Consider the following 24,663-nt stretch of genomic DNA (forward strand, 5'->3'; position numbering starts at 1 on the left):
AGGCGCCGCCGTCCCTGCCCGGACAGCCGCCTGCTCGTTTCCCTGACCTCAACAGCTGCGCGATTCCCGCCAGACCGCTGCCCGCCGGCGCCGGCTCCGAGCGGTGACCACCTGCTTCCTCCCCGCCCGTCCGGGTACCGCTGAAAGGGTGACGGCGGCGAATATCGCCTGCCGTTCGCATGCTCTCGCCTGGGACCGTGCCCGTGACCGTGACGGGAGCGGGACGGACCGGGGCCGGGGCCGGGGCCGGGGTCGTGCCTGGCGGGAGAGGGGTGTGCCGGGGCTACGGCACGGGGCGGGACGGCCGAGGCGGGGGAGGGCCGGGGCCATGCGCGGGGGAGTCGTCCGAGTCCCTTCCGGTGAACATGCGACTCCGCCGACACGGCGAATGCGCCGCGGCCCCGATAGCGCGGGCAACGGCGGCCGCATCTCGTGGAGCGTCGGAGCCGAGAGCCGGTCCGGCGATCAGCCGACGTGCGCGGCGATGGTTCGCGCACATGCCAGTGACTCGGAATGCGTCGTGTCCACCTCCAGGTCGTAGAACACCCCGTGGTGGACAGCGTCCGCCTGGGACGCGGCCATCCCCTGGACGCGGTCTCCGCGTGCGACCTCGCGGCCCGCGGCGACCGCGCTCTCACATCTGACGCCGACCCACAGCACGGCCAGTGGGCCCAGAGCCTTCTGCCACCGCTGCTGGGACGCCGCTCCGCCGAGGAAGACATCGTCGATGATGACCCTGGCGCCCGCACGGGCCATCGCCACGACCCCTTCCGTCCAGGCCGTCTCCAGGGCCCGGAACTCCGCCCCGACGCTCACTTCGCCATCCGCCGAGAACGCGATTCCTCCGTCCGACGCCTGCATCCTCGCGGGCAGAGCGTCGACGAACGAGTCGCAGCCGAACGCCAGCCACGGATCCGGCAGTACGGCCTGCAGGCACCGTACGATCCCGGACTTCCCCGAGCTGGAGCCACCGTTGAGAATGATCATCTGAGTCGTCACCGCGCCACGGTAGGGCCCTTCCCTCATGGCACGAAACGAATATCGGCACACACCGCTCCGCTGCCACGACCCGTGCCCTGGACGCACGGAAGCCTCGCGGTTCTACGGGTTGGCGAGGGCTCGTGCGCCGTGCAGCGGCCAGCAGGCGTCGTACTTCCAGGCGCTGTCCTCCAGCGGCCACGGCTGGGCCCGCCGATCGGCGGCGCGACGGTGTGCGGGCGACGTGCCGGTGCGGTCCTTGGGGCTGCTCCACCGGAAGCCTTCACCTTCCCTGCGAGGATGGACGGCATGGAACTGCGCGGGGAGAGGGTCGTTCTGCGGTCCGTGACGGACGGTGATGGTGAGATCCTCGACAGGATCGTGAGGGAGCCGGAGGTCGCGGCGTGGTGGTCGCCACCCGACGACTGTGCGGGAATGCTCGCCGTCGTTCTCGAGGGTGAAGTCATCGGAGCCGTCCAGTTCGAGGAGGAGATCGACCCCGAGTTCCGCCATGCCGGCATCGACGTCTTCCTGACGGCGCGGCAGCATGGCAAGGGTCTCGGCACGGACACGGTGCGCACCTTGGCCCGGTGGCTGGTTCGGGAACGCGGCCACCACCGGCTGACCATCGATCCCGCCGCGGCCAACACCGCCGCGATCCGCTGCTATCGCCGGGTCGGCTTCAGGCCCGTCGGGATCATGCGGGCGTACTGGCGCAATCACCGAACGGGCGCCTGGCAGGACGGCCTGCTGATGGACCTGCTCGCACACGAACTGGACTGACAGGGGCGGCTGCTACGTCGCGCCCGGTCTGCCCTCCTGCTCCAGGGGCCCTCCGACGCCGCTCGGCCGTGCCAAGGACGAGCGAGGATGAACAGGCGGAACCTCGGCACAAGCTCGGGCACTGATCCCGACGAGCCACCCCGCATCCGAGGAACGGCCCAGCCGCTTGGCTTCAGGTCGCGTGGTCAGAGCGGCTGGAGCCGGGCGTGCAGGAGGCAGAATTCGTTGCCCTCCGGGTCGGCCAGGACGTGCCAGTTCTCGGCGCCGGTCTGGCCGACGTCGACGGGCTTGGCGCCGAGAGCGAGCAGCCGCTCCAACTCGGCGTCCTGGTCGCGGTCGGTGGCGTTGACGTCGATGTGCAGTCGGAGCTTCCCGGTCCGCGGGGCGCTGCTGGGGCTCAGGATGAGGGTGGGCTGCGGACCGCCGAAGCCGGCGTCGGGCGGCCCGATCTCGATGCTCCCGTCGTCCTCCCGGCCGAGTTCGGCGTAGCCGAGGACCTCGCTCCAGAATGCGGCGAGCCGCTCGGGGTCGGCGCAGTCGAGGATCAGCTCACTGATGCGGCATGCCATGCCCGTCAGTGTACGGAGCCGACCCGGGAGTCGAACGTCGTTCGCGTGCTGAAGCGCGACGCGCTCCGCGATCGCGTTGTGCTCGGCGGTGTCGACCGCTGCCCGGTGCGCGCGGATCGAGCGGGCAGGGCGGTCGTACCCGGCCGTGCACTCGGCCGGCTGCCGGCGCCCGTGACGAGCGCCGGAGCCGCTGTCAGCGGATCACGTCGAATACGTTCTTCTGCACGCCGTTGGCATAAGCCGCGTGCTCGACCAGCTTCAGCTTCTGCGTGTCCTTGTCCGTGGTGCTGAAGAGTCGCTTGCCCGCGCCGAGCAGGAGCGGGTAGACGAGCAGGTGGTAGCGGTCGATCAGGCCGGCGTCGGAGAGGGCCTGGTTCAGGGAGGCGCTGCCGTGGACGATGATCGGGCCGCCCTCGGTCTCCTTCAGTTCGGCGACCTCGTCGAGCGAGCGCAGGATCGTCGTCTCGCCCCAGTTCGACACCAGGTCGTCCTTGCCGAGGGTGGTGGAGACGACGTACTTCGGCATCACCTTGTAGTCGGCGAAGTCCTGCATGTCGGGCCACACCGGGCTGAACGCCTCGTAGCTGGTGCGGCCCATGAGCATCGCGGTGGCTTCCCGCTGCTCACGGCCCTTGATGTCGAAGGCCTCGGGGAGGAACTCGATGTCCTTGAAGGTCCACCCGGCGTTGCGGTATCCGGGCTCGCCGCCCGGGGCCTCCACGACTCCGTCGAGGGATACGAAGGCGGTGCTGATCAGGGTGCGCATACTGGTTCCTCGCTGTCTCGTGTCCGGTTGTCGGCGAAGTCGGTCGGCGCAGGCTTCGGCCGCACTCGCGGCTGTCGCGCACCGAACATGATCTATGACTGCCGATCGTGAAGAAACTCATCGGCCGCGCCGCGGGTACGCAGCATTTCTTGGGGCCACTACCGCGGAGAAACGCCGGGCTCGCCCGCAGACCGTGGCCCGCTCAGAAGTCGTAGCAGACGTAGGCGCCCGCGGGCTCGCGGACGATCCGGTCCGAGCCCCAGCAGTGGAGCATCGGCCCGACGCGGTACAGGACGGCGCCACCGGCCAGCAGGACAAGGACGGCGAGTACGGCGGTCACGATCCGCATGGCCGTCATCCGCCGTACGAGCCGCCACGCCCCGGCCACCGCAAGCGTCCCCAGCCCCAGCATGACGGCCGACATCGGGGCGGTGTTGTTCTGGATCCCGGGAAAGCGGTCCGGGTGCGTGGGGTGTTGGACGGCGGCGAAGGCGAAGAAGAACAGCAGCAGCCCCAGCAGCAACAGTCCGACGGAGCCGGCCCCGCGGCCGACGGCCCGGCCCCGGCTCCGCGGGCTTCCGGACGCCTCGGCGGCGTCCGCGCGCACGAGCCGCCGGTCGAGGACCGCCCGCAGCCGGTCCACCTCCTCCGGGGCCGCCACGGCCCGCTTGGGCAGGACGGCGAAGCCGACGGCGGACTTGTCGGCGCTGAGAAGCACGAACAGCTCCGGCGTCTCGACATAGCGCGAGTAGAGGTGCCAGTCGTGGCTGGCCGAGCTGTGCGCGGTGGTGAGCCGGACCCCGGTGTCGTCGACCGTCCCGCGGATGTCCCCCTGCCGTTCGGCGAGCCGGTGGAAGCGGCGCGCCTGCAACCACGGCACCGCGGTCGTGAAGGCGGCGAGGACCACCAACCCCACATACAGCCGCCACGGTGTGTCATGGCGGCCGGAGCCGGCCGCCGACAGCAGGGCGCCGACGCCCGAGACCGCCAGCGTCCAGACCAGCGCCCGGCGCTGAAAGCGTCCCGCGCCGGTGTTCCTCGCGCGTGCCCGCAGCGCGGACGCCAGTTCGCCGACAGTCGGCCGGTAGGCCAGCTCCACCGGTCTCTCGGCAACCGTTTCCGTTTCCCGGCCCTCGGCCATGTCCCCTCCCCGGTTGGGTGATCAACCGAATCGTAGGGGCTTTCTCAGCCGCTTCGGCGACCTGCGGTGGTCGGGTTCGACGGGGGATTGGACTTGGGCTACGTGTCATCGAGGCGCTGGTCGACTGGCTGTCTCGGTGCCGTCGTCGGCGAGGAGCGGTGCGATGTGAGCCAGAGAGCGAATGCGGGGTATCGGTGAGGGGAGTAGCCAGAGCAGCGACAGCGCTCCTCCCACGGCGGCCGTGATCAGGGTTGTCCTGAGTCCGATGACGGTGGCGAGCATGCCTCCGACGAGGGCGCCGATGGGGCGGATGCCGTAGTTGACCGTGCTATAGGCGCCGGCCACGCGACTGCGCATGCCGTCCGGTATGACCGCGGTCTGCAGGGAGTTGAGGTTGACGTCGAACAGCATGACGCCGATCCCGGCCAGGAACTGTGAGAGACCCAGGGCCCCCGCGCGGGCCCAGAGGGGACCGCTCGCTGTGGCGGTGACAGCGATGGGGGCCGGGAACAGCACCGCGCCGACCGCGATGCTCCGGCCCAGGCCGATCCGTCGCGAAATCGTCGGGGCGATCAACGCGCCCAGCAGAGCTCCGGTTGATCCGATACCGAAAGCCAGCCCGATGACCCCTGCGGACAGACCGAGCACGCGGTCGGCGAACAGCACGGTCAGTCCGGTGGCCGTCATGAACGTGAAGAAGTTGACGGTCGTCGCGCAGCCGAGACTCGCTCGAAGTATGGGGTGACGGATGACGAAGGCCAGCCCTTCTCTGGCACGGTGCAGCAGGGAGTAGCTTGCTTGCTCACCACCGACAGCGGCCGGTTCGTCCGCCTGGATCGGTCCCACGAGGGCGGCAGAGGCCAAGGTCAGGGCGTCTGCGATCACGGCGATGGGCGCGGTGACGGCCTGGACGAGAGCCCCACCGATGGCAGGGCCGGCGACGTAGGAGGCGGACCGGCTGGCGCTGAGCTTGCTGTTGGCGTCGACATAGGAGGAGCGCGGCACGAGGTGGGCGAAGAAGGGCGGATAGGCGGTGTTGAACAGCACCCCTGCGGCGCCGGTCAGCAGCGCCACCGCGTAGAGCTGGACGAGTGTCACGCCACCGAGCAGGTATGCGGTCGGCAAGGTCAGCAGCAGGCACGCGCGTGCCAGATCGGCGAGGACCATCAGGCGGCGCTTGTGCACTCTGTGATCGACCCAGGCGCCCAGCACGACGGCGAGGAGATTCGGTGCCCAGGCGAGCGCGGTGAGCCAGGCAACCTCATTGGCCGAGGCATGAAGAGCCGCTACGGCGATCAGGGGTAACGCCAGCTCGGAGATGCGGTCACCGAACTGGGAGGCCGACTGTCCGGCCCAGAAGCAACGGCGTCGGCTTCCGGTCAGCCCCACGCCGACAAGGAGCTCTTGTTTCGACGTTTCCCTATGTTGACGTTTCTCGATTCAAGGCGCAGGGTGGCATCAACGAACGTCAATGCAGGCCGTTCCCCGGCAGTGCCTTGCCCCGTGCCCCAGGAGTGCGTCATGAGTGAACAGTCCACCGACCTGCGTGAAACCGTCCGCAGGCGGTACGCGGCGGCGGCCGTGAAGGTCACCGAGGGCGGCACCGCGTGTTGCGGGCCGCAGCCGGTCGAGGTCGACGAGACTTTCGGCTCCGCCCTCTATGGCGCCGACGAGCGCGACACCCTGCCCGCCGAGGCCGTGGCCGCCTCGCTCGGCTGCGGCAACCCGACGGCGGTTGCCGCACTCCGTGCCGGTGAGCGCGTCCTCGACCTCGGCTCCGGCGGCGGCATCGACGTTCTGCTCTCCGCCCGCCGCGTCGGCCCCACCGGCAAGGCGTACGGGCTGGACATGACCGACGAGATGCTCCAACTCGCCCTGGGCAACGCCGAGAAGGCGGGCGCGACGAACGTGGAGTTCCTCAAGGGCACCATCGAGGCCATCCCGCTGCCCGCGAACACCGTCGACGTGGTCATCTCCAACTGCGTGATCAACCTGTCCACCGACAAGCCGGCCGTGTTCGCCGAGACCTTCCGCGTCCTGAGGCCCGGCGGCCGGATCGGCGTCTCCGACGTCGTCGCCGACGACGCCCTCACCCCCGCACAGCGGGCCGAACGCGGCGACTACGCCGGGTGCATCGCGGGCGCCCTGTCCTTCGCCGAGTACCGCCACGGTCTCGCCGCCGCCGGGTTCACCGACATCGACATCATCCCGACCCACCCGGTCGCCGACGGCATGCACTCCGCGATCGTGCGCGCCACCAAGCCCCTGAACACCGAAGCGCCCACCGCGACGGCCGAGGCCGCGGACGCGTGCTGCGGCGTCAGTGCCTGCCGCACCCCGGCCGAGACGTCCGCCGACCCCGCCCTGACCATCACCGAAGCCGGGAGGACGTCGGGCTGCGGCTGCCAGAGCTGATCCACGAGCCGCGCGATCGACGTATCGAGCTATCGAGGTGTCGAGGCATCGACGTATCGATGGCCGTCCGGCCCGAGACCGGTCAGGCGCCGGTCTGGTGCCGTCCTTCCTCGGATGCGGTGCTCGGACGTGGACGGCTGGTGAGAGCGGCGACGAGCTCGGTGACTTCGGGGCGGCGGTCGGTGACGTGCCAGGCGATGGCCAGCTCCGCTTCGGGCAGGCCAACGACGGGCCGGTAGACGAGGTCCGGGCGCTGGTAGAGCCCGACGTTGCCTTCGGCGATCAGTGCGACGCCCTGTCCCGATGCCACGGCTTCGAGCACCTCGTCGGTCGAGCCGGCCTCCGCGCCGATACGCGGTGTCCGCCCGGCGCGTGCCGTGGTCGCGAGCCAGAAGTCCCTGAGGGGGCCCGCGCTGCGGGGGAGGGCGATGAAGGGCTCGTCGGCGAGCTCGTCGAAGTCGATCTCCGCACGGTCCGCCATCCGGTGCCCGGCGGGCAGTGCCACCCACAGCCGCTCCCTGACCAGAGTTCTGGTGGCGAAGCCGGCGCCGGGAAGCGGCAGCCAGACGAAGGCGAGGTCGCAGGTGCCGTCGGCGAGGCCGGCACTCGGGTCGTCCCACGCCACCAGCCGCAGGGTGATGTGCCAGCCCCGGTCGCGGAAGCCGGCGAGCACGTCGCGCTGCACGTCCCGGCCCACAGCCGTCTGCATGCCGACGGTCAGCGACACGGGTGCGACGGCGCCGCGTGCCGTCTGGATGGCCTTGTGCCAGTCCGCCAGAAGGTGCCGGGCCGGAGTCAGCAAGGCCTCCCCCTGAGGGGTGAGCTCCACCTGCCGGCGCCGCCGCTCGAAGAGCTGGAAGCCGAGCTGCCGCTCGAGCGCCCGGATCTGTTTCGACAGGGCCGGCTGGGAGACGTAGAGCCGTTCCGCGGCCCGCGTGAAGTGCAGTTCCTCGGCCACCGCCACGAAATACCGGAGGTCCCGCAGGTGAACGTCCATAGCCCATGGTTATACCCGAAGGTCTTGGACACGGAGGCGGCCAGCGGCGGAGAGTGGGACCACGGCCGGAACCGGCCCTGCACCCGCATCCCGCAGCCCGCATCCCACGCCGCATTCCGTCATCCGAATCCCACACTCCGCATCCCGAATTCCTTGAGGAGTTGCTTCCATGGCTGCTCTGCCCGCCCGCCACCTGGCGGACCTGCAGACCTCGGCAATCGGCTTCGGCGCGATGGTCCTCTCACCCGGCATGTACGGCGAGATCGACGACCACCGCGCGGTGGCCGCACTGCGCACCGCCCTCGACGAGGGCGTCACCTTGATCGACACCGCTGACGGCTACGGCGCCGACGGCCACAACGAGCGACTCGTCGGCCAGGCCCTGCGCGGCTGCCGCGACCAGGTGACGATCGCCACCAAGTTCGGCTTCCGCGTCCCCGAAGGAGCACCGGCGCACCGCTTCCCGGTCTCGTACACGTTCGGGGAGCTGGCCGTCAACGCGGAGCCGCGGTACGTGCGCGGCTACGCCGAACAGTCGCTGCGCAACCTCAACACCGACGTCATCGACCTGTACTACCCGCACTTCCCCGACCCCGAAGTGCCGCTGGAGGACACCGTCGGCGCCGTCGCCGAGCTGGTCTCCGACGGGCTGGTGCGCCATCTCGGTCTGTCCAATGTCACCGCGGACCAGCTCCGCAAGGCCCACGCGGTCCACCCGGTCACGGCCGTACAGGTGCAGTGGTCGATGTGGCAGCCGGTCGATCCGGACCTGCACGCGGCCGCCCGTGAGCTCGGCGTCGGTCTGGTCGCCTGGGGCCCACTGGGCGGAGGCTTCCTCACCGGCACCGTCCAGGAGGTCGCCGAGGACGACTTCCGCCGCCACCTGCCCCGCTTCGAGGCGGCCAACCTCAAGGCCAACTACGACCGCCACGCCCCGCTGCGCGGCATCGCCTCCGACCTCGGACTCACCCCGGCCCAGCTGGCCCTGGCCTGGCTGCTCCACCAGGACGAGCACGTCGTCCCCATCCCGGGCAGCCGCACCCCCGCCCACATCGCCGACAACCTCGCCGCCGCGCGGGTCCGGCTGCACCCCGACACACTGGCCCGCATCGACGAGGCGCTGAGCCGGTTCACCCCCGAGGGCACGGGCGCCCTCCTCGACCACTGACGACCTCTGGCCACAGCCACGCGACACCCGGTCACAGCCCCACGACGACCTCAGCGCCGCCGGCCGGTGCCCCGCGGCGGCCAATCCGGGCCGGCATCCGGTCGTGTCAGCAGCCGACGGTGTCGCCGCCGAGAAGACGTGCCCCCAACGGACTCAGGGCGTGCAGGACCGCGCCGCCGCTGCGCGTCGTGGTGATCAGGCCGGCATTGCGCAGCACGGTGGTGTGCTGACTGGCAGAGGTCAGCGACTCGCCGACGCGGTCGGCGAGCGCCGTCGTGGTGGCCGGATACCGCGAAACCAGAACGGCCCGCCTGGGTGCGCCCGAGCAAGGGGCCGAGGGCGTCCGAGCCGCCGGCGGGGGAGTCGCCCGCATGCATCGGGTGGATCAGCACAGTGGGCTCCCCGGGCCGGTACATCGGCGCGGGCCCGCCGAAATACGACGGCACCAGTACGAGCCCCCGCCCGCACAGCGGGACCTCGACGGTGGCGGGGCCCGGCCAGGGAATGTGCCGCACAGGTGGTTCCCAGCGCCGGCAGGTACCAAGAGTGGCCGGCGGGCCGTCGACGCCGCCTCGCAGCAGGGCCTCGGACCGTAGTGCCCGGCCCGCACCGGCACCGCCTCGGACCCGCGGCCACAAGTCGGCCAAAGGGGGGACTGTCACGTGCCGGATGCCGTGGGTGGGGGCGCCTTCTCCTGGCCGCGCCTCGGCCGGCACGTGACCGGCGCAGGCGCGGGCGAGGAAAGCAACAGCACTTATATAAGCGCTGTTACAGTGGACTGATGATCGATCCCCAGGCACCCGACCCGACGCGGCAGAGCCTCTGGCGGCCCCTGCGTCTGCTCCAGGCCTCGATGGACGCCGACATCGCCCGGATCTACTCCGAAGAGCGGATCGACGGGCTCAAACCGAGCTTCGTCATGGAACTGCTCCGGCTGCACGCCCGCGGCCCCATGACCATCACCGAACTCGCCGACTCGGTTCACCGCACGCATTCGGCACTCAGCCAGAAGGTCGCCGCGATGCGCGCGGCCGGCTGGGTCGAGACCGTCGCGGGCGACGACGCGCGGAGCAAGAAGGTGATGCTCACCGACCAAGCCCGCCGCGTGATCGGTCGCTTGGCGGCGGAATGGCGTGCCACCGAGGCCGCCCTCGCGGACCTCGAAGCGGAGCTTCCCTACCCGCTCTCGCGGGTCGTCGTGGATATCGAGCAGGCTCTGGAGCGCAAGACCTTCCACGACCGGATCGCCGAGAAGCTGGCGGAGGACCCCGCATGGGGCTGAGACGCACCCTGCTCGACGTGACTCCGTTACGGTCGTCACCGGCGTTCCGGCGGTTGTGGATCGGCCAGGCACTGTCCGGCTTCGGAAGTCAGATGACGCTCGTCGCCGTCACGTTCCAGGTCTGGCAGACGACGAAGAGCACCACGTGGACGGGTGCCATCGGGCTGGCGCAGGCGGTTCCCCTCTTCGCGCTCGCGCTCTTCGCCGGATCGCTCGTCGACCGGGCGGACCGCCGGAAGTTGTATCTGCTCACGACCGGCGGGCAGGCCGTGTGCTCGCTCCTCCTCGCGCTGCAGGGCTTCCTCGGACATCTTCCCGTGGCCGGTGTTCTGGGGCTGGTCGCGGCCCAGTCCTGCCTGGTCGCCTGCGGTGGCCCGGCTTCCCGCACGTTCCTTCCTCACCTGCTGCCCGGGCACCAGTTGGCAGCGGGACTGGCGCTGAGACGGATCTCCTTCCAGGGCGCCATGCTGATGGGTCCCGCTCTGGGCGGACTGATCGTGGGCGGGTGGGGCGTCGGCGGCTGCTACCTGATCGACGCCCTGACGTTCGTCGCCGCGCTCTACGGCGCGTTCGGCTTGCCGCACATGGAAGCCGGCGACGAGGGCGCACGGCCCGGTCTGCGGGGAGTGCTGGACGGTCTGGCCTTCCTGGGCCGTACTCCCGCCGTTCGCGGGGCCCTCCTCACCGACCTGGCCACCACCGTGTTGTCGATGCCCATCAGCCTGTTCCCCTTGATCAACGCGGAACGGTTCGGCGGCGACCCGCGGACGCTCGGACTGTTCCTCACGGCCATCGCCCTCGGCGGAGTGGCGGCGTCCGTCTTCTCCGGGACCTTCACCAGGCTGCCCCGCCCAGGCCTGGTCATGCTGGGCGGATGTGCCACCTGGGGCGCGGCGTTGACCCTGTTCGGCATGTCACCCGACCCATGGACCGGATTGGCCTTCCTCGCCGTGGCCGGCGCCGCCGACACCGTCTCCGTCGTGTCCCGGAGCACCGTCGTCCAGACGCACACCCCCCGCGAACTGCTCGGCCGCGTCAGCGCCGCCGAACAGATCGTCGGGCAAGCCGGGCCCGACATCGGCAACATGCGCGGCGGCCTGGTCGCGGACGCCGCCTCGGGAGCAGCGGCCCTCGTCAGCGGGGGCCTGCTGTGTCTCGGCGCCGTCGCCTTCGTGGGCGCCACCACGACGGAACTGCGCACTTCCTCGACCGCACCCCCTCCACAGCCGGCCGCAGCCGGCCCGTGAGCTGGCTCCGGGGGCACAAGGAGGACGCTTGGCTGGAGCAGCTATCGAGGTGGAGCAGCTATCGAGGCGCCGCGTCGGCCGGGCTCCAAAATCCGGTGCGAGCGTGCGGGAGGGCTTCCTACCCTGCGGGCATGCATCTTCGCGAGGAACTTCCCAGTGACAGAGAGACCGTGCGGAACATTCACCTTCGCGCGTTCGGTGACCACGGCCGTGTCGTGGCCGACCTGGTCGACACCCTGCGGGACACGGTCACCCCGGGGGACGGTCTCTCACTGGTCGCCGAGGACGACGGGCAGATCGTCGGGCACGTCATGTTCACCCGCAGCCTGCTCGACGCCCCTCGTCGGCTGGTTCCGGTGCAGGTGCTCAGCCCGCTGGCTGTCATGCCCGAGCACCAGAAGCGCGGTGTCGGATCGGCGTTGGTCCAACGCGGACTGAAGGTCCTCGCTGATCGGGCCGTCCCTCTCGTCTTCCTGGAGGGCGATCCGGGCTACTACTCCCGTTTGGGGTTCGCGCCCGGCGGCGACCAGGGCTTCCGGAAGCCGTCCTTGCGCATTCCGGACGGCGCCTTCCAGGTCATCCGGCTGCCGGGGTACGAGACGTGGATGACGGGGACGCTGGTCTATGCGGAACCGTTCTGGAGGCATGACGCGGTCGGCCTCCGCGACCCCGGCGCATAGCGCCGCGAGGCTACTGCCGGCCTAACGTTAAGGGCCGTTCGGACGCAGCTTGGGACGGCGTGGAGCTTGCCGGGCTGTCGCCGAGGCAGCCCACCCCGGAACGGGATCGCCGGGATACCCCGCACCAGGTGGCACTCGGCGCCCAGGGGCCGCCGCATTCGCCGTCGTGGTCGCACCGACGAGCTCCCTCTGGCGGGCGGCCCGGCGGCCCCGCTCGGCTCGGACCCGTGGACGCCCACCTCGATCAGATGCGAGGAACCCGAGACCCCGTGCCCCCGGGACCCGCCCACTTGACTCGTTTTGCATAATGCAAAGGTATGGAAGGGGTGCGATGAGCGCCGTACCGGCGACAGCGGACGGGAAGCAAGTGACCAGCAGCGCGACGAGTGGCTTCACACGCGGGCCGAGGCTCGCAGGACTTCGCACCGCACCAGCGAGCCTGATGGCACTGGCCGTCTTGGTGGGCGCCGGGGCGGGCGCGGGCTCGGTCGTCTTCCGCTGGTGCATTACGACGTTCACCCGTCTCCTCTCCGGTCATGCCGATTACGCCGCCTCGGCCGGCGCGAGCAATGGGCATGTGCCGTGGCTCGGTCCGTACTTTCTTCTCCTCGCTCCTGTCATCGGCGGTCTGCTGTACGGGCCCTTGGTACACGGCTTCGCCAAGGAGGCGCGGGGTCACGGAGTGCCCGAGGTCATGCTCGCGGTGGCCCAGCGCGGCGGACGGATCAGCCCCAAGGTGGCCGTGGTCAAGACGCTCGCCTCCGCCCTGACCATCGGTTCCGGCGGGTCGGTGGGCCGTGAGGGCCCGATCGTGCAGATCGGCTCGGCGCTCGGCTCAACGCTGGGCCGGGTGGCCAAGGTGAGCGAGGGCCGGATGCGGCTGCTGGTCGCCTGCGGTGCGGCGGGCGGGATCGCGGCCACCTTCAACGCGCCGCTGGCCGGTGTCTTCTTCGCCATGGAGCTGATCCTGGGCACCCTCTCCGCCGAGGCGTTCGGTGCGGCGGTGCTGGCCAGCGTCACCGCGAGCGTCATCGGGCGCGCGGCCTTCGGCAACGCGGCCTTCCTGCGCCTGCCGGCCTTCCGCGTCGAGCACCTCGCCCAGTACGGTCTGGTCGCACTGCTGGGCGTGGTCGCCGCGGCGGTCGGAGTGGGTTTCTCGCGGTTCCTGTACCTGATCGAGGACGCTTGCGATTGGCTCTGGCGCGGCCCGGAGTGGCTGCGCCCGGCGGTCGGCGGCCTCGCCCTGGGCCTGCTGTTGCTGGTCCTGCCCGAGATGTACGGCGTCGGCTATCCGGTGCTGCAGGAGGCGACCGCGGGCGGCTACGCGGTCGGCTTCCTGCTGCTGTTGCTGGGCGGCAAGATGCTGGCGACCAGCCTGACGATCGGGATCGGCGGATCGGGCGGGGTCTTCGCGCCCAGCCTGTTCATCGGCGCGATGCTGGGCTCGGCGTACGGCATCGGGGTCCACCGGATGCTGCCCGGCGCGGCGGGCCCGGTGGGCGCCTACGCACTCGTGGGCATGGGCGCCGTGTTCGCCGGGGCGGCGCGGGCACCGATCACCGCCGTGGTGATCCTCTTCGAGCTCACCGGCGAGTACTCGATCATCCTGCCGTTGATGCTGGCCATCGTGCTCGCCACCGCTTCCAGCCGCCTGCTGACCCGCGACACGATCTACACCCTCAAACTGCGCCGCCGCGGCATCGACCTGGAGGGCCCCGCTCGCGGGGCGCGCATCGGCGCTCAGCAGGTCAGCACCGTCATGGAGGTCCTGCCCTCACCCCTGCCCGCGGCCACGGGATTGACGGACGCGGCCGACCTGCTGAGCCGGTCGGGCCACGGAGCGCTCCCGGTGCTCGACGAGGCCGGAGACTACGTCGGCGTCGTCACCGCCCAGGCGGTGGCCGAAGCGCTCGCGGAACAGCCGGAGGGCGCACCGAGGCTCGTCGGGCAGCTCGCCGAGCCGCCCGCTTCCGTCACGGCCGACCAGCCCCTGGCCCAGGCTCTGCACGCCCTGCTCTCAACGGGAGGGACCGGCATGCCAGTCCTCGAGTCGGCCCACGGCAAGCCGGTCGGCTGGCTCAGCCACCAGAGCGCGCTGCGCGCGCTGCACACGCCTGCATAGCGACGCCGCTCGCTCCCACGGCGCCCCCACGCATGACCGACGACGAGCCCACCCCGGAAATCCCGGACGAGCGACCGTCGACCACTCCGTCTCCAAGGCCGTCGCGAAGATCGCCCGCTGCCATCTCCTCCTCATCGACGACATCGGCATGCTGCCCTGCGGCCAGGGGTGTCTGCGGCCCAGTCGGCTCGCAGGTCCTGGTCGAGATCAAGCAGGTTCCACGTGATCACGCCGTGAGCATCGCAGCCACCACTGACACACGCCCGCCAAACAGGGGTCGCAGCTCGCCATGATCGTCGGTTTCTTCGGCGCCTGGCCGGTCAACGGCCGGCTGGTTCGGGCGGGCTGGAAAGCCGAAATGAGCGAACCACGGCGACGGCGCTCCCGGCGACGAGGGCGACGACCCACGGGGCCAGGTCGCGCAGCGGCCCCGTCGGCGTCGTCCCGACTCCCAGGCCACGGGGGGCGACCCGCCCTTTCGGGTCGTAGAGGACGGCGAGAGCGTCTCCAGGCCGCGTTGCCCGACCGCAGCCGCGCCAGATGCGCACCGTGAGCGGCGCGCCGTCGGGGTCCACCACCGAGCAGAGGTAGCGGCCGCGTCCGTTGCCCGCCGCTCGCCCTGCCTCGACGGATGTCACCACCACGGGCTGCACCCGCCCCTCTGCCGCGAGCAGCACGCCCGCGGCGGCCTGCGGGGCCTGAAGCGCAAGGAATGCGGCGATTACGGCGACGATGCCGACCAGCGCGCGGCCGGCCCGCACCAGGAGCAGATAGAGGACGAGGGCCACCGCGCAGGCGAGGCCGGCTTCGCCGTTTGCCAGCGAGGGTCTGCCGGTCCAGACGCCGACCACCGTGGTGCCGACGATCGCTCCGGCTCCGAGGGTTCCCGCAAGAATCCCCTCCACCATCAGCCACCTCGGCGGCAGACCGACGAATTCGGCCGGCCCCCACACCACGGACCGCATATGCGCCATCAGGTGTGGCTCCGCCGCGGACCGGTGCACACCCCGTCGACGCATCACCTGTCTCGTCCGCAACGTCGTTTCCCGTCCATCACCGGCCCCGTGCCCTGCCGCGCCGGACGGATCCCGTCTGCCCGGCGAAGCGCACTCGCAAGACCCGCACTGCCACGTCAGAGCCCGGCGAGCGAAGCCTCAAGCCCACCATTCGCTTGCATTATGCAAAAACATGGCAGGTCCGGGGAAGGGGGGCGAGGCCGGCCCCGGACCCATGACGGGTCACCTGTCGCGCGCCACCGTGGCGTCCACCACCCAGCCGAGCGGGTGCGGCTCAAGGGCGTCCACCGCTGGAGCCGGGGGCTCCGTCCCTGCCTCGTTGAAAGCGTTGAGCGCCTCGATGAGCGCCAGCCGCTGCGTCGGGCTGAGGCGGGCCACGATCGAAGCGATCTCGGCGCGTCGCCGGGCGGTCACATTCTCGACCGTGCGGCGACCTTCCTCGGTGAGCCGCAGCAGTGTCTCGCGGCGATTGTCGGGATTGGCCTGCCGATCGGCCAGCCCGGCCGCGATGAGCCGGTCCACCATGCGCATGGCCGTCGACGGAGCCACCTGGAGCAGGTCCGCGAGCGCGACGAGCTTGGTGGCGCCCCTGGTGGACAGTACGACCAGCATCCGGAACTGCGGGACGGTCACCCGCTCCTCGACCTCGGCCAAAGACCGGGCGGAGATGGCCACGAGCAGCCTGGAGGCGGTCAGCACCGCCCGGGTGACCGCATCAACGTCTTCCATGGCCCCCACGGGGGTGTCGCGCTCCGGCATGCGTCCTTTCTACCGTGCCAAGTCCCTGCCCTCGCACGCCAGGGGAACGGATTCTGCTTCCAGTCGGCCGCGGTACCGGAGCAGGAGCATCGCAGCGTCGTCCTGAAGCGGCCCGGCAGCGTGCCGCACCAGGTCCTCGCGAAGGGCCTCCAGGGCGCGCTGCGCGTCGGGATCCTCGAGCAGGTCCGCCCGATCACGGAGGGGGTAGAAGCAGCCGCGTGCGTCCCGTGCCTCGGTGACGCCGTCGGTGTAGAGCAGAAGCTGATCGCCAGGCCCGAAGTCCACCCGATATGGCTCCGGGGCCTCGCCCACGTGCGCGCCCAGGCCGAGGGGCAGGGCGTAGGAGGGAGGCTGCGGGAAATCGACGGTGCCGCCCTCCCGGACGACCATCGGGGCCGGGTGACCGTGGTTGAGGAAGACGACGTCGTGCCCTGGGCCGAACTCGGCCAGCACGGCCGTCACGAACTTCTCTCCTCTCAGTTCCCGGGCCACGCTCCGCTCCAACCGCTCGCCCAGGCCGACCAGGTCGGGCTCGTCGTGAGCCGCCTCCCTGAAGGCTCCGAGCACCACGGCGGCGGTCTCCACCGCGGCCAGCCCCTTGCCCTGCACGTCACCCACGATCACCCGGATCCCGTGCGGCGAGGCGACCACTTCGTACAGGTCACCGCCGATGCGCGCCTCGGCAACCGCCGAGGTGTACGACACCGCCACCTGCAGCGGCCCGGCGGTCCGCGGTACCGGCCGCAGCAGCACCCGCTGGGCCACCTCCGCGATCGACTTCACGCCGGCCAGTTCCTCCTCCCGGTGCGAGCGCATCACGGCCGCGGCGATGCCCGCGCCGGTGACACCCACGACCGACGCCATCGCCGTGAACCCCCGGCGTTCCACGAACAGCCCGTCGTACAGGCCGAGCCCCACGCACACCAGCAGAGCCACCACGCCGATCAGCGCCGTACGCCGCCATCCGCCCAGCAGCCCCGAGAACGCAGGGCCGAGCGAGACCAGCGGCAGGAACCCGATGCCCGGCCCGGCGACGACATCCGCCGCGGCCACCACAGCCATCACCGCCACCGGCATCCAGAACAGCACCGGGACACCGGCTGCCGACTTGGCCATGGTCATGGCGTCCTTCCGCTGGACAGCAGTGCTTGAGAGCGGCTCTGGCGCTTCTGGCCACCGCTACCGTCTACGTTTAGACTATGCAAAGGTTCTGCGATGAAGCAGACCCGACTGCGCTCCTCGGCTCATCCATGCCGAGTGCCGTTTCCGATCCCTTGGATGGCGACGATGCCCGACAGGCAGACCGAGCCGGACCGGCCCCCGCTCCCCACCGGCTGGCGGCGCCTCGCCGCTCGCTTGCCGCTTCTCTTCTTCCGCTGCCGCCTGGGATGGGTCTTCGGCGGACGGCTGCTCCTCCTGCACCACAGAGGTCGCGTGACGGGCCTCGACCGACAGGTGATCCTCGAGGCAGTGGGGCACACCGTCCGACGGCAGCTGGATCGTCGCCTCCGGCTTCGGTCCGGGGGCAGCCTGGTACCGCAACCTGCTTGCGGAGCCTAAGACCGTCATCCAGGTGGGCAACCGCCACTACGCCGTGACGGCCCACTTCCCCACCTCGGACGACGGGGCCGAGATCATGGCGCACTACGCCGCCCGGCATCCTCGGTTCGCACGCCGCCTGTGCGCGTTCATGGGCCTGCCGTCAAACGGGACCGACGCCGGATTCCGCGAAGCCGGCAGGGCCATTCCCTTCGTGCGCCTGGTCGCCGGAACCGACTCCCCGCCGCCCTGACCGCCCTCGTCCTCGACAGCTGCACCGATCCGACGATCGACGAGCCTGGGGCGCGGCTTTTTCCTGCGAGTCGAAGGCGGCCAAGATCGGGGTCGGCGTGTATCCCGTAGTGGGTCGCCAGCCGCTTTCACTCGGCGTCGAGCTGGTGGTCGGCCCAGACGTAGCTTTCGGGGAGCAGGTCCGCGATACCGACGGTGCGCACGCGGTCGCCTTCGCCGACGATGACCTTGATGCCCGGGAAGTAGTCGAGAAGGACCTGACGGCATCGGCCGCACGGGGGGACGACCCCCCGGTCGCGGTCACCCACGGCCACGATCGTGTCCAACTCGTACAACCCCTGGGCGGCCGCCGCCCCGATGAGCACCAGCTCGGCGCAGGGGCCTCCGGTGAAGTGGTAGGCGTTCACCGCCGTCACGATCCGGCCGTCCTGAGCGCGGCCGGCGGCCGCCATGGTGTGGTTGTCACCCCGGCAACGAGTGCGGGCTACGTGAGCCGCAGTCTGGATCAGTTCGCGGTCGACGGGGTGGCTCTGCACGGTCGTCTCGTCTCCTCTGCCTACGTCAGGTGTCAAGCGACGTTGACCTGTGTGAGGTGGGGGCGCAAGCGCATATCGGCATGATCTGTTGCTGCATCATCCGGCGGAACAGCCGGACGGCGCGGTCAGCCCCTGACGATCCTTCTCTCGACGTCGGGAAACCCCTTGTCCCACCAGTGTCCGTAGCGTCGGTAGACGGCTGGATCGCGGTCGGCGAGCAGCACGGACAGCTTCTGCGCCTCCTCGGTCAAGCCCTGCCACGCGGCCTTGCCGAGCTTGTGGAAGGCGGTCAGCTCCAGTCCCCCGTCGGCCGCGCGCCACACTCCGGCGACGTGACCGTCGACGAGCAGGCAGGGCAGCACGTCGCCGTTGCGCCGCACGACCAGCGGCCGGTACTCCTCGGGCACCACGCGCCCTGCCCCGATGTGGGCCAGCAGGGTGCTGTCCCACATCGGCAGCAGCCGCGGCGGTGCCGGGGTGTCCTCGGAGGGCACGGTGGCACCCGCCAGGTCGAACAGGGCGGCGCGGCCCGGACCCGTCACCCGCACCACCCGGTCGCCGAGTTCCTGCAGGGCCCGGGTGATCACGGGGCGCGTCAGCAGGGTGAACCGGGCGAAGTCCTGGGCCGACGCCGGTCCGAACGCCCGCAGGTAGGCGACCAGGAGCCGCTCGACCCCGGCGTTCGCTTCCTGCGACGCGGAGCCGGGGGTCGCCGAAGAGTCCCGGTAGGTGTTCGGCTGTGTGAACGACCACGGGCCGCCGGTCGGAGCATGGTGCAGCGGCGCGTACGTGCGCAGCGCCCACCACACGCGGTGCGCGTGCTCGCCGTACCGTCCCGTGAGCTCGCTCTGCACCTCGGCACCGGTGCGGGGTCGCGCCAGGAACCCCGCGAGCTCGGGAAGCAGCGCGTCGGCGTCGGCGGGGTTCAGCCCCGTCGCGGTGAAGCGGCGGTCGTAGAGCCGCGACGCCCGCAGACTGCTCAGCATCGCGGCGCGGTAGGGCGTGTAGTCCTCGGCGTGCACGGCGTGCAGAGTGATGCGCATCAGGGTCGCCTTCACGATACGGCCGTCCGCGAACGCCGTATCGAGGTCCTGGGGCGCGAAGTCCTGCACGCGGTTCCACAGTGCCAGGTAAGGTGACGCCGGTGTCTGCGCCTGCAGAGCGCACACCCGGCGAACCGCATCCGCCACATCGAGGCGCCGGCGTCCGAGCAGGAGCTGACGGTCCAAGGTGGCCAGAGCGAGCTGACGCGCGGTGAGGTTCATGGCCGGATCGTGCCACTTCCGGCTCTCGCGCGGGTCAATTGGCGATACAGGCCGGTCAGTTGAAGAACCTCGCACGGCATAGGGACATGCGGGGACGGCGGCACGACGAGCCGCGTGCCGCCGACGCCGTGATGCTCACCCCTCGCCGTAGCGCGCCGCGATGTCCTGGGACGTCGCCCACCGGCTGTAGGTGGGCGACTGGGGCCAGCCCTCGGGCGAGTCCTGCCATTCCTCCTGCCGTCCGTACGGCAGTACGTCGATCAGCGCGAAGGTGTGGCTGAGCTGCTCGGTCCCCCGGCCGTTGGTGTGCCAGGTGCGGTAGACGGTGTCGCCGTCGCGCAGGAACACGTTGACGGCGAACCCTCCGTCTGGCGGGGCGCCGACGTCGGCCCCGAACGAGCTGTTGGCGGTCGAGTACCACGTCATCCGATTGCCGACCCGCTGCTTGTAGGCGAGGGCTTCCTTGATCGGGCCCTGGGTGACGACGACGAACCGTGCATCGTAGGCGTCCAGGAACTCCAGGCGGGTGTACTGCGAGGTGAACCCGGTGCAGCCGGGGCACTGCCATTCCTTGCCCGCGAACCACATGTGGTTGTAGACGATCAGCTGCTTCTTGCCTTCGAAGACGTCCACGAGCCGAACCGGGCCGTCCTCCCCTTCGAGGGTGTAGTCGGGCATTTCGACCATCGGCAGGCGGCGGCGCTCGGCGGCGATGGCGTCGAGCTCCCGAGTCGCGGCCTTCTCCCGGGCGCGCAGTGCCTCGAGCCGGTGCTCCCAGGTCGCGGCGTCGACGACGGGTGGTAGGGCGTGGGTGGTCATGGTCCCCTCACAGAGCTGGTGCGTGGCTTTCGCTTCCGTGGAGACAGACCCCGGCGGGCACCGGAACTCATCGGTCTCCGGCGAAGCCGGTCACCTCTCTGATGATCTACTGGCACATGGGGACCCGGCCGCAGTCGCTCCGCGGCACGTTCGGCAGCCGGTTCTGGATCGACACGTGGGACTACCCCGACATCGGCGTCTACTTCGCCGCCACTCCCTCCGCCGGCCACGACATGCTCGCCCTCGACTACCGCGCGTGCGGCAGGCTCGGCGAGCCGACTGTGGTCCACGTCGACCAGGAGTACGACTTCGCGATCACTTTGGTCGCTGAGAACTTCGAGGCGTTCATCACGGGCCCGGTCGACGGATCCGTCTACGACACCTCGGAGCATGACCGGCTCGCCGCCCTGGCCGCGGTGCGCGACGGCGGTTTCTCTCCGGTCCTGCTGCGTGCCTTCCGCGAGTTCTCTCCGGTCCTGCTGCGTGCCTTCCGCGAGGTCGCGGACGTCCTGCCCGGCGCGGACCGCCGCATGCGGGCGCTCGCGGAGGCCGTCGTACGCGACAAGGGGTACTTCGCCCTCCACGCCGACGCGCGCTCCCTGTTGATGTACGACTACCTGTTCTGGCTGTTCACCAGCTTCAACCAGGTCGGCTCCTTGGAGGGCTACCTCGCGAACCCTCCAGAGTCTCAGCGTTCCTACGCGCAGCCGTACTACGGGCTCATGATCGCCTTCGGCGTCGCCTCCGATCCGTACGGCTTCTGCACCGGCGGATATGCCCCCGGCTTCGTGGAGCAGTGGTGGAAGTCCCGCCTCGCCTCGGGCCACATCGCGGAGACCGCCGACGGCTACCGGTTGACCGACGCCGCCGTGGCCGCGCTGCTCCACGAACTCGCTTCCGCGGCCGGAGAGGATGGTCAGCCGTGCACGTGAGGGCGACGCGCTGAACGGCGGACGGATCGGCACTCCCCGGCTGCTGGGAAAATCAGAAGGCGGATGCCGGTGCGTGGTTGGCAGGATGGCCGCGCTCCGCATTCGCTGGAAAGGACGCGACGACCGTGGCTCGTGCTATCACCCTTATCCGCTCGGACTCCCTGTCCGACGTCGCCGAGTACGCCTATGCGGCCACGGCGCCCGCCGAGTCCCGCCTGATCTTCCTCGCTGGAGCGTGTCCCTTGAACGACGACGGCTCGACCGCGGCGATCGGGGACTACGCGGGCCAGGCCTCGAAAGCCGTTGAGAACATGCAGGCTGCTCTCACTGCCGCGGGCGCGTCACTGCGGGACGTCATCAGTACGCGGGTGCTTGTCGCATCGGCCCGGCGGGAGGACCTGGTCGCTGCCTGGAAGGTGGTCCGGGACTCGTTCGCCGACCATGACGTCCCCAGCACTTTGATGGGCGTTACTGTGCTCGGCTACCAGGACCAGCTCGTCGAGATCGAGGCCGTGGCCGCCGTACTCGATGCGTGAGACCCGGCGCCGCGCTGCGGCGGCGCAGCGCTGCCACGGATGGATCTGTATCGCGTCGCTCCATAGCTCCGGCTCGGTCGCCCCAGCGCCCGTAGCCCCGGCGCCGCCCGCCTCTGAACTGGTCTTTTGCCTTGACAGCGGCGCGGCGGGTGGTGTGTTCCCACCTGGGGAGCCGTCCCGGCGATCCTCTTGTGCGTCACGTCTGCGCCAGAGGCCCGCCACCGGACCGGGGTGATCGTAACGGGGGTGTCGATGCCGGAAGCGATCAGTCCGGGGGGGGGGGGGGGAGACGAGTGGCCGCCCTGTTCACTTGCGCCAGAACAGGTGATGCGTCACGCCGCTCGGGCTGGGTACGACGTCGAGGTGGAACCGGTCGAGCAGCTCCTCGGGGGACTCCCAGAGACGTAGCCCGGTTCCGAGTTTCACCGGTGAGACCGCCACGTGCAGGGTGTCGACGAGGTCGGCGTCGAGGAAGTTCCGGATGGTGGTGACCCCGCCGCCGAGGCGCACGTCCTTGCCGAGTGCCGCCTCCCGCGCCTGCTCGAGGACCGTGGCCGGGTCGCCGTCGACGAAGTGGAACGTGGTGTCGGAGAGTGTGAACGAGGGACGCTTGTGGTGGGTCATGACGAACACCGGGGTGTGGAACGGGGGCTCCTCTCCCCACCAGCCGCGCCAGTCGTGGTCGTGCCAGGGCCCGCGCTGGGGCCCGAACTTGTTGCGGCCCATGATCTCGGCGCCGATGTTGTGCGCGAAGTCCCGCGTGAAGTAGTCGTCCAGGCCCCGGCTGCCTCCGGGGTCGCTGCGCATGGGCCAGCTCGCTGTGGCGCCGGCCCATGCGAACAGCCTCTCGGGCTCGACGTGACCGAACGGCCTCTCGAGACTCTGGTCCTCACCGGCAGCGATCCCGTCGCTCGAGACACTGAAGTTCTGGACTCTCAGTAGCTGCGGCACGTGTTCCTCCTGCGTTGTCGACGACGGTGACGACGGTGATGACTCCCCGGGGCGGCAGGACTCATCGGGCACCGCCCGTGCCCCGGGCCGCTCGTGGGAGAACGACATGACGCGGTCTTCGGCGGCGTCGTGTCAGTATTCCTCGCCGGGAGCAGGTGAACCTGCACGTCAGCACCGGCGCCCCTCCGATCGGCACCAGTTGACGGTACCGGAGCACATGGCAGATATGCCTCCCGTACAACCCTTCCTCCACATCCGGCGTCAAACACGGCACCGGAGACAGGAACGGGACCTGTCCGGACACCCCCCGCGCCCCCGAGCAAGCCGGTCGTATCTGAGCCAAGGAGCCGCTCATGCGCAAGCACCGCTCGGCCGCCGTCGCGGCGGCATCGTTTCTCCTCGTGACGGGCGCGGTCATCGCGACCGCTCCGAGCGCCTACGCCGGAACACCCGGCGGAACACAGGCCAACGACCGCAACACCGACTTCAACGGAGACGGATACGACGACGTGCTCGTCGGCGGCCCCGGGGCGGCGGTCGGCGGGTACAAGGGCGCCGGCATGGTCACCGTGCAGTACGGCGGGCCCAAGGGCATCGGCACGACCAGAGCCAAGGCCTTCAGCCAGAACTCCACGGGTGTCCCCGGCGCCGCCGAGACCGGAGACGGCTTCGGCACGTCGCTCGCCACCGGCGACCTCGACGGCGACGGTTACGACGACGCGATCATCGGCATCCCCGGCGAGGACCTCGGCACCGTCGCCAAGGCGGGTGGCGCCGTCATCCTCTGGGGCACGCCGAACGGCCTCACCGGATCGGTCAGCGACTGGCTGGAGTCGGACGGCCCCACCGCGGGCGGCCGGTTCGGCGCCTCGCTCGCCGCGGCCCGCTTCGATGACACGACCCCGGGCGACCTCCTCGCCGTCATGGACTCGGTCGGGCTGACGGTCTACACCTTCGAGCCCGCCCCCCAGCCCAGCGCCAAGAGCACGGACACGCAGGCGCGGCGGCCGGTGCAGAAGTCGCGCACCACGCTCACTTCGCCTCCCCGGAAGACGCTCAGCCGGGCCTCTGCCGACGACGCGCCGGGCATCCAGCCCAAGTCGATGACCACGGGCGACTACGACAACAACGGCTTCGCCGACCTGGTCGTCTCAGGCACCAGCGTGGGCGACGAGCCGGGCTACGGCTGGTCGTACATCCTGCCCGGCACCGCGTCGAACCAGGAGCCGCTGCCGGTCACCGCGGTACGCGGCGGCCCGGTCGTCGCGTCCGGCGACATCAACGGCGACGGCTACGACGACCTGGTCACCGGAGAGCCGCACAGCCCGGACGACGGCGGTGCGAGCATGACCGGCGGCATGGTCGGCGTCTACTACGGCAGTGCCGACGGGCCCGCCGGCCAGGAGGGGCCGGGAACCCCGCCCGTGTGGTGGACCCAGAACTCGGCGGGCGTGCCGGGCGCGAGCGAGCAGGGCGACGGCTTCGGCACGGACCTCTCCGTCGGCGACAGCAACGGCGACGGGTACGCGGACGTGGCGATCGGTGTCGCGGGCGAGGACATCGGCAGCGTCGCGGACGCGGGCGCTTTCACGGTCCTGCGTGGCTCGGCCAAGGGCATGACGTCCACCGGCGCACTGTCCGTGACCCAGGGCACCGCGAACGTCCCGGGCACGGTCGAGAAGGGTGACAAGTTCGGCGGCCAGGTCTCCTTCACCGACCCGAACGACGACGGCCGTTTCGGCCTGCTCGCCTCGGCACCCGGGGAGAACACCAACGACGGCTACGTCTGGGTGTTCTCCGCGGGCAGCTCGGGCCTGACCACCTCCGGCTCCTGGAACTACGGCGCGAGCGCGTTCGGCGGCCTGCCGACGGACGCGCGCTACGGTGCGGCGATCGACGACTAGACGCTT

The 24,663-nt window shown here is 70.6% G+C and carries 23 protein-coding genes and 1 pseudogene; 11 read left to right on the forward strand and 13 right to left on the reverse strand.

Going from position 1 to position 24,663, the window contains the following annotated elements:
• Positions 1 to 465: 465 nt before the first annotated feature.
• A complete protein-coding gene (gene cpt / locus ACIQ9G_RS29655; protein WP_403615544.1) occupies positions 466 to 999 on the reverse strand; it encodes a chloramphenicol phosphotransferase CPT in 534 nt (177 codons plus the stop codon).
• Between the two features lie 288 nt (positions 1,000 to 1,287).
• On the opposite strand from cpt, the gene aac(6') reads away from it, so the two are divergent.
• Positions 1,288 to 1,761, forward strand: a complete 474-nt coding sequence (gene aac(6'), locus ACIQ9G_RS29660; RefSeq protein WP_403615890.1) for an aminoglycoside 6'-N-acetyltransferase — start codon at positions 1,288 to 1,290, stop codon at positions 1,759 to 1,761.
• A gap of 185 nt (positions 1,762 to 1,946) precedes the next feature.
• On the opposite strand, the gene ACIQ9G_RS29665 is transcribed toward aac(6'), so the two are convergent.
• The 4 genes from ACIQ9G_RS29665 to ACIQ9G_RS29680 all read right to left on the reverse strand — a co-directional run bounded on the left by ACIQ9G_RS29665 (position 1,947) and on the right by ACIQ9G_RS29680 (position 5,626).
• The gene (locus tag ACIQ9G_RS29665; protein WP_403615546.1) at positions 1,947 to 2,330 is read right to left on the reverse strand and encodes a VOC family protein; all 384 of its coding nucleotides are present in this window, start codon (positions 2,328 to 2,330) and stop codon (positions 1,947 to 1,949) included.
• Positions 2,331 to 2,523: 193 nt separating this feature from the next.
• Positions 2,524 to 3,096, reverse strand: coding sequence for a dihydrofolate reductase family protein (locus ACIQ9G_RS29670; protein ID WP_403615549.1), 573 nt, complete (start codon positions 3,094 to 3,096; stop codon positions 2,524 to 2,526).
• 202 nt (positions 3,097 to 3,298) lie between these two features.
• A complete protein-coding gene (locus tag ACIQ9G_RS29675) occupies positions 3,299 to 4,237 on the reverse strand; it encodes a YcxB family protein (protein ID WP_403615551.1) in 939 nt (312 codons plus the stop codon).
• A gap of 105 nt (positions 4,238 to 4,342) precedes the next feature.
• On the reverse strand, positions 4,343 to 5,626 hold the full coding sequence (locus ACIQ9G_RS29680; RefSeq protein WP_403615553.1) for an MFS transporter: 1,284 nt from the start codon (positions 5,624 to 5,626) through the stop codon (positions 4,343 to 4,345).
• Positions 5,627 to 5,758: 132 nt separating this feature from the next.
• Here ACIQ9G_RS29680 and arsM point away from each other — a divergent pair, with 132 nt between their 5' ends.
• Entirely contained in the window at positions 5,759 to 6,652 is an 894-nt protein-coding gene (gene arsM / locus ACIQ9G_RS29685) for an arsenite methyltransferase (protein WP_403615556.1), read from the forward strand.
• An 82-nt stretch (positions 6,653 to 6,734) separates the two neighbouring features.
• Here arsM and ACIQ9G_RS29690 read toward each other — a convergent pair whose 3' ends face one another.
• The gene (locus tag ACIQ9G_RS29690; RefSeq protein WP_403615558.1) at positions 6,735 to 7,649 is read right to left on the reverse strand and encodes a LysR family transcriptional regulator; all 915 of its coding nucleotides are present in this window, start codon (positions 7,647 to 7,649) and stop codon (positions 6,735 to 6,737) included.
• A gap of 169 nt (positions 7,650 to 7,818) precedes the next feature.
• Here ACIQ9G_RS29690 and ACIQ9G_RS29695 point away from each other — a divergent pair, with 169 nt between their 5' ends.
• From ACIQ9G_RS29695 to ACIQ9G_RS29715, 5 genes are all read left to right on the forward strand, one after another.
• Positions 7,819 to 8,817 carry an aldo/keto reductase gene (locus ACIQ9G_RS29695; RefSeq protein ID WP_403615560.1) on the forward strand — a complete coding sequence of 333 codons (999 nt, stop codon included), beginning with the start codon at positions 7,819 to 7,821 and terminating at the stop codon, positions 8,815 to 8,817.
• Between the two features lie 781 nt (positions 8,818 to 9,598).
• The gene (locus tag ACIQ9G_RS29700; protein ID WP_403615563.1) at positions 9,599 to 10,099 is read left to right on the forward strand and encodes a MarR family winged helix-turn-helix transcriptional regulator; all 501 of its coding nucleotides are present in this window, start codon (positions 9,599 to 9,601) and stop codon (positions 10,097 to 10,099) included.
• The gene (locus ACIQ9G_RS29705) at positions 10,090 to 11,346 is read left to right on the forward strand and encodes an MFS transporter (RefSeq protein WP_403615565.1); all 1,257 of its coding nucleotides are present in this window, start codon (positions 10,090 to 10,092) and stop codon (positions 11,344 to 11,346) included. The genes ACIQ9G_RS29700 and ACIQ9G_RS29705 overlap by 10 nt, the downstream gene beginning before the upstream one ends.
• Before the next feature lie 131 nt (positions 11,347 to 11,477).
• Positions 11,478 to 12,026, forward strand: coding sequence for a GNAT family N-acetyltransferase (locus ACIQ9G_RS29710; protein WP_403615567.1), 549 nt, complete (start codon positions 11,478 to 11,480; stop codon positions 12,024 to 12,026).
• Positions 12,027 to 12,468: 442 nt separating this feature from the next.
• Positions 12,469 to 14,148, forward strand: a complete 1,680-nt coding sequence (locus ACIQ9G_RS29715) for a chloride channel protein (protein WP_403615570.1) — start codon at positions 12,469 to 12,471, stop codon at positions 14,146 to 14,148.
• Positions 14,149 to 14,468: 320 nt separating this feature from the next.
• Here ACIQ9G_RS29715 and ACIQ9G_RS29720 read toward each other — a convergent pair whose 3' ends face one another.
• From ACIQ9G_RS29720 to ACIQ9G_RS29730, 3 genes are all read right to left on the reverse strand, one after another.
• Positions 14,469 to 15,122: a hypothetical protein gene (locus tag ACIQ9G_RS29720; RefSeq protein WP_403615573.1), complete on the reverse strand. Its 654-nt coding sequence runs from the start codon at positions 15,120 to 15,122 to the stop codon at positions 14,469 to 14,471.
• A gap of 264 nt (positions 15,123 to 15,386) precedes the next feature.
• A complete protein-coding gene (locus tag ACIQ9G_RS29725) occupies positions 15,387 to 15,923 on the reverse strand; it encodes a MarR family winged helix-turn-helix transcriptional regulator (RefSeq protein ID WP_403615576.1) in 537 nt (178 codons plus the stop codon).
• 9 nt (positions 15,924 to 15,932) lie between these two features.
• Entirely contained in the window at positions 15,933 to 17,045 is a 1,113-nt protein-coding gene (locus ACIQ9G_RS29730; protein WP_403615579.1) for a PP2C family protein-serine/threonine phosphatase, read from the reverse strand.
• Between the two features lie 165 nt (positions 17,046 to 17,210).
• Between ACIQ9G_RS29730 and ACIQ9G_RS29735 the strand changes: the two are divergent.
• Positions 17,211 to 17,715: pseudogene (locus tag ACIQ9G_RS29735) on the forward strand (nitroreductase family deazaflavin-dependent oxidoreductase).
• A 127-nt stretch (positions 17,716 to 17,842) separates the two neighbouring features.
• On the opposite strand, the gene ACIQ9G_RS29740 reads toward ACIQ9G_RS29735, so the two are convergent.
• From ACIQ9G_RS29740 to ACIQ9G_RS29750, 3 genes are all read right to left on the reverse strand, one after another.
• A complete protein-coding gene (locus ACIQ9G_RS29740; RefSeq protein WP_403615582.1) occupies positions 17,843 to 18,286 on the reverse strand; it encodes a cytidine deaminase family protein in 444 nt (147 codons plus the stop codon).
• A gap of 89 nt (positions 18,287 to 18,375) precedes the next feature.
• The gene (locus ACIQ9G_RS29745; RefSeq protein ID WP_403615585.1) at positions 18,376 to 19,515 is read right to left on the reverse strand and encodes a winged helix DNA-binding domain-containing protein; all 1,140 of its coding nucleotides are present in this window, start codon (positions 19,513 to 19,515) and stop codon (positions 18,376 to 18,378) included.
• A gap of 135 nt (positions 19,516 to 19,650) precedes the next feature.
• Positions 19,651 to 20,334, reverse strand: coding sequence for a DUF899 domain-containing protein (locus ACIQ9G_RS29750; protein WP_403615588.1), 684 nt, complete (start codon positions 20,332 to 20,334; stop codon positions 19,651 to 19,653).
• Positions 20,335 to 20,450: 116 nt separating this feature from the next.
• Between ACIQ9G_RS29750 and ACIQ9G_RS29755 the strand changes: the two genes are divergently transcribed.
• Both ACIQ9G_RS29755 and ACIQ9G_RS29760 read left to right on the forward strand, forming a co-directional pair.
• Positions 20,451 to 21,266, forward strand: coding sequence for a hypothetical protein (locus ACIQ9G_RS29755; RefSeq protein WP_403615590.1), 816 nt, complete (start codon positions 20,451 to 20,453; stop codon positions 21,264 to 21,266).
• 125 nt (positions 21,267 to 21,391) lie between these two features.
• Entirely contained in the window at positions 21,392 to 21,802 is a 411-nt protein-coding gene (locus tag ACIQ9G_RS29760; RefSeq protein ID WP_403615593.1) for a RidA family protein, read from the forward strand.
• Positions 21,803 to 22,108: 306 nt separating this feature from the next.
• Here ACIQ9G_RS29760 and ACIQ9G_RS29765 read toward each other — a convergent pair whose 3' ends face one another.
• Positions 22,109 to 22,753: a dihydrofolate reductase family protein gene (locus ACIQ9G_RS29765; protein ID WP_403615595.1), complete on the reverse strand. Its 645-nt coding sequence runs from the start codon at positions 22,751 to 22,753 to the stop codon at positions 22,109 to 22,111.
• A gap of 353 nt (positions 22,754 to 23,106) precedes the next feature.
• On the opposite strand from ACIQ9G_RS29765, the gene ACIQ9G_RS29770 reads away from it, so the two are divergent.
• The gene (locus ACIQ9G_RS29770) at positions 23,107 to 24,657 is read left to right on the forward strand and encodes an FG-GAP and VCBS repeat-containing protein (RefSeq protein WP_403615597.1); all 1,551 of its coding nucleotides are present in this window, start codon (positions 23,107 to 23,109) and stop codon (positions 24,655 to 24,657) included.
• Positions 24,658 to 24,663: the final 6 nt, after the last annotated feature.

Origin of the sequence: Streptomyces sp. NPDC096152 (assembly GCF_044763235.1) — a bacterium.
Lineage (GTDB): Bacteria > Actinomycetota > Actinomycetes > Streptomycetales > Streptomycetaceae > Streptomyces.

Bases quoted from the DNA above. Each gene is read 5' to 3' on its own strand.
- ACIQ9G_RS29715 (WP_403615570.1), top strand. From the start codon at position 12,469: ATGGCACTGGCCGTCTTGGTGGGCGCCGGGGCGGGCGCGGGCTCGGTC.
- ACIQ9G_RS29695 (WP_403615560.1), top strand. From the start codon at position 7,819: ATGGCTGCTCTGCCCGCCCGCCACCTGGCGGACCTGCAGACCTCGGCA.
- ACIQ9G_RS29675 (WP_403615551.1), bottom strand. From the start codon at position 4,237: ATGGCCGAGGGCCGGGAAACGGAAACGGTTGCCGAGAGACCGGTGGAG.
- ACIQ9G_RS29730 (WP_403615579.1), bottom strand. From the start codon at position 17,045: ATGACCATGGCCAAGTCGGCAGCCGGTGTCCCGGTGCTGTTCTGGATG.
- ACIQ9G_RS29690 (WP_403615558.1), bottom strand. From the start codon at position 7,649: ATGGACGTTCACCTGCGGGACCTCCGGTATTTCGTGGCGGTGGCCGAG.
- ACIQ9G_RS29750 (WP_403615588.1), bottom strand. From the start codon at position 20,334: ATGACCACCCACGCCCTACCACCCGTCGTCGACGCCGCGACCTGGGAG.
- ACIQ9G_RS29665 (WP_403615546.1), bottom strand. From the start codon at position 2,330: ATGGCATGCCGCATCAGTGAGCTGATCCTCGACTGCGCCGACCCCGAG.
- ACIQ9G_RS29725 (WP_403615576.1), bottom strand. From the start codon at position 15,923: ATGCCGGAGCGCGACACCCCCGTGGGGGCCATGGAAGACGTTGATGCG.
- ACIQ9G_RS29710 (WP_403615567.1), top strand. From the start codon at position 11,478: ATGCATCTTCGCGAGGAACTTCCCAGTGACAGAGAGACCGTGCGGAAC.
- arsM (WP_403615556.1), top strand. From the start codon at position 5,759: ATGAGTGAACAGTCCACCGACCTGCGTGAAACCGTCCGCAGGCGGTAC.
- ACIQ9G_RS29670 (WP_403615549.1), bottom strand. From the start codon at position 3,096: ATGCGCACCCTGATCAGCACCGCCTTCGTATCCCTCGACGGAGTCGTG.
- ACIQ9G_RS29705 (WP_403615565.1), top strand. From the start codon at position 10,090: ATGGGGCTGAGACGCACCCTGCTCGACGTGACTCCGTTACGGTCGTCA.
- ACIQ9G_RS29770 (WP_403615597.1), top strand. From the start codon at position 23,107: ATGCGCAAGCACCGCTCGGCCGCCGTCGCGGCGGCATCGTTTCTCCTC.
- ACIQ9G_RS29755 (WP_403615590.1), top strand. From the start codon at position 20,451: ATGGGGACCCGGCCGCAGTCGCTCCGCGGCACGTTCGGCAGCCGGTTC.
- ACIQ9G_RS29745 (WP_403615585.1), bottom strand. From the start codon at position 19,515: ATGAACCTCACCGCGCGTCAGCTCGCTCTGGCCACCTTGGACCGTCAG.
- ACIQ9G_RS29700 (WP_403615563.1), top strand. From the start codon at position 9,599: ATGATCGATCCCCAGGCACCCGACCCGACGCGGCAGAGCCTCTGGCGG.
- ACIQ9G_RS29720 (WP_403615573.1), bottom strand. From the start codon at position 15,122: ATGGCGCATATGCGGTCCGTGGTGTGGGGGCCGGCCGAATTCGTCGGT.